Annotated in this window: 2 protein-coding genes; both read left to right on the forward strand. The window is 36.5% G+C overall.

The window, feature by feature from the left end; translation table 11 throughout:
- A partial coding sequence (locus Q0075_RS00340; protein ID WP_297867780.1) for an inorganic diphosphatase occupies positions 1-515 on the forward strand: 515 nt, incomplete at its 5' end.
- A 112-nt stretch (positions 516-627) separates the two neighbouring features.
- Positions 628-2,978: sodium-translocating pyrophosphatase (locus Q0075_RS00345; protein ID WP_297867781.1), on the forward strand; the 2,351-nt coding region annotated here is incomplete at its 3' end.

Below are 2,978 nucleotides of genomic sequence, written 5' to 3' on the forward strand. Positions count from 1 at the left end.
TTACTACATTTGATGTATTGATTGAGATTCCAAGAGGAAGTAGAAACAAATACGAGTACGATTTTGAATTAAAAAGAATGCGTTTTGACAGAATGTTATTTTCGTCAATGATGTATCCAGCAGATTACGGATTTATTCCAGAAACATTAGCATTAGATGGTGATCCATTAGATGTTTTAGTTTTAGTAAATGAGCCAACTTTTCCAGGTTGTGTGATGGAAGTAAAACCAATCGGTGTTTTCCACATGGCAGATGATAAAGGTCCAGATGAAAAAGTAATTTGCGTACCTGTTTCTGACCCAATTTGGAACAAACTAAACGATTTAAGTGATGTAAATCCGCACTTAATTAAAGAAATCGAACACTTTTTCCAAGTGTACAAAGACTTAGAAAACAAAAAAGTGGACGTTGAAGGTTGGGGAGATGTAAACGAAGCAAAAGAAATTTTGAGAAAATGTACGAATCGCTTCAACGAACTTGAAAATAAACCAGAAGGATTATTCAGTATTAGATAATTTTTAGGGCAAATAAATAAAAGGCAGTATTTTTTAAAAAATATTGCCTTTTTTGTTTTATTTTCTTAATATTACCATAAAATTAACAAACAAAAAAACTAAATTATATTTTATGGAATCAATGATGATTTATGTTCCTATAGTCATGGCACTATTAGGATTGGCATTTATGGCAGCCAAACGCTCTTGGGTTCTTAAACAAGACGCCGGAGATGGTAAAATGAAAGAAATTTCAGATTACATCTACGAAGGAGCCTTAGCATTTTTAAAAGCAGAATACAAATTATTAACGTTTTTCGTTCTTGGAGCGAGTGTGGTTCTTGCGGGAATTTCATTTATTGTTCCAACAACACACTGGTTAATCGTAATCGCATTCATTTTTGGAGCTATATTTTCGGCTTATGCAGGAAATATCGGAATGAAAATCGCAACAAAAACAAATGTTAGAACAACACAAGCAGCTCGTACTAGTTTACCACAAGCATTAAAAGTTTCTTTTGGTGGAGGAACAGTAATGGGATTAGGTGTTGCAGGTTTAGCGGTTTTAGGATTAACTGGATTCTTCATCATATTCTTTAGATTTTTCATGAACGGAGAATGGACTTCAACAGAAGACATGACAATCGTTTTGGAAACATTAGCTGGTTTTTCATTAGGAGCTGAATCTATCGCATTGTTTGCTCGTGTAGGTGGAGGAATTTACACAAAAGCTGCTGACGTAGGTGCTGACTTAGTAGGAAAAGTAGAAGCTGGTATTCCAGAAGACGATCCTCGTAATCCTGCTACAATTGCGGATAACGTTGGAGATAATGTTGGAGACGTTGCCGGTATGGGTGCCGATTTATTTGGTTCGTATGTAGCAACAGTTTTAGCGGCAATGGTTTTAGGAAATTACGTAATTAAAGATATGGGTGGTAAAATCGATGACGCTTTCGGAGGAATCGGACCAATTCTATTACCAATGGCAATCGCTGGTTTCGGAATTTTATTCTCTATCATTGGAACAATGTTAGTTAAAATTTCAAGCGACGATGCTAAAGAAGCTCAAGTACAAAAAGCATTAAACATCGGAAACTGGGTTTCTATTGTATTAACTTTAATTTCTTGCTACTTCTTGGTTGACTTTATGTTGCCAGAAGTATTAACATTAAACTTCTATGGAGAAGGCGATAAAGAAATCGATTCAATTCGTGTTTTCTATGCTACTATTGTTGGTTTATTTGTAGGTGGAGCAATTTCATCTGTAACGGAATATTATACAGGATTAGGTACAAAACCAGTATTGGCTATCGTACAAAAATCATCAACTGGAGCTGGAACTAACGTAATCGCTGGTTTAGCAACGGGTATGATTTCTACTTTCCCAACTGTTTTATTATTTGGGGGTGCAATTTGGGCTTCTTACGCTTTAGCAGGATTTTATGGTGTTGCTTTAGCCGCTTCTGCAATGATGGCTACAACAGCAATGCAATTAGCAATCGACGCTTTCGGACCAATTTCTGACAACGCAGGTGGAATCGCTGAAATGAGTGAATTACCAAAAGAAGTTCGTACAAGAACCGATATTTTAGATTCAGTTGGTAACACTACTGCAGCAACTGGAAAAGGTTTTGCAATCGCTTCTGCTGCATTAACTTCGTTAGCATTATTTGCTGCTTATGTAACTTTCACAGGTATTGATGGAATTAACATCTTCAAAGCACCAGTATTAGCAATGTTGTTCATTGGTGGAATGATTCCAGTTGTATTCTCTGCATTAGCAATGAATTCGGTAGGTAAAGCTGCAATGGACATGGTATACGAAGTACGTCGTCAGTTCAAAGAAATTCCAGGAATTATGGAAGGAACTGGTAAACCAGAATACGGAAAATGTGTTGAAATTTCTACAAAAGCGGCTTTACGCGAAATGATGTTGCCAGGAATTTTAACCATTGGTTTCCCAATTGCAATTGTATTATTAGGTAAATTAGTTTATGGAGATAACAATCAATTAATCGCTGAAATGTTAGGTGGTTATATGGCAGGAGTTACCGTTTCAGGTGTGCTTTGGGCAGTGTTCCAAAACAACGCAGGAGGTGCTTGGGATAACGCTAAAAAATCGTTTGAAGCTGGAGTTGAAATCAACGGAGAGATGACATACAAAGGTTCTGATGCACATAAAGCAGCGGTAACTGGAGATACTGTTGGAGATCCATTCAAAGATACTTCTGGTCCATCGATGAACATCTTAATCAAATTAACATGTTTAATAGGTTTAGTAATCGCTCCAATCTTAGGAGGTCACGGTGCTACAACTGAAAATGGGGCATGTTGTTCAAAAGATAAAAAAGAAGTTTGTCACGAAGGAAAATGCGATTTATCAAAATGTGCAACCATGACAAAAGACGAATGCGCTAAAATGTGTGAAGAGAATGGTTGTTCTCAAGAATGCAAAGACAAATGCATGTCACAATACGATGAAAA

The organism is uncultured Flavobacterium sp., assembly GCF_937967675.1.
Lineage (GTDB): Bacteria > Bacteroidota > Bacteroidia > Flavobacteriales > Flavobacteriaceae > Flavobacterium.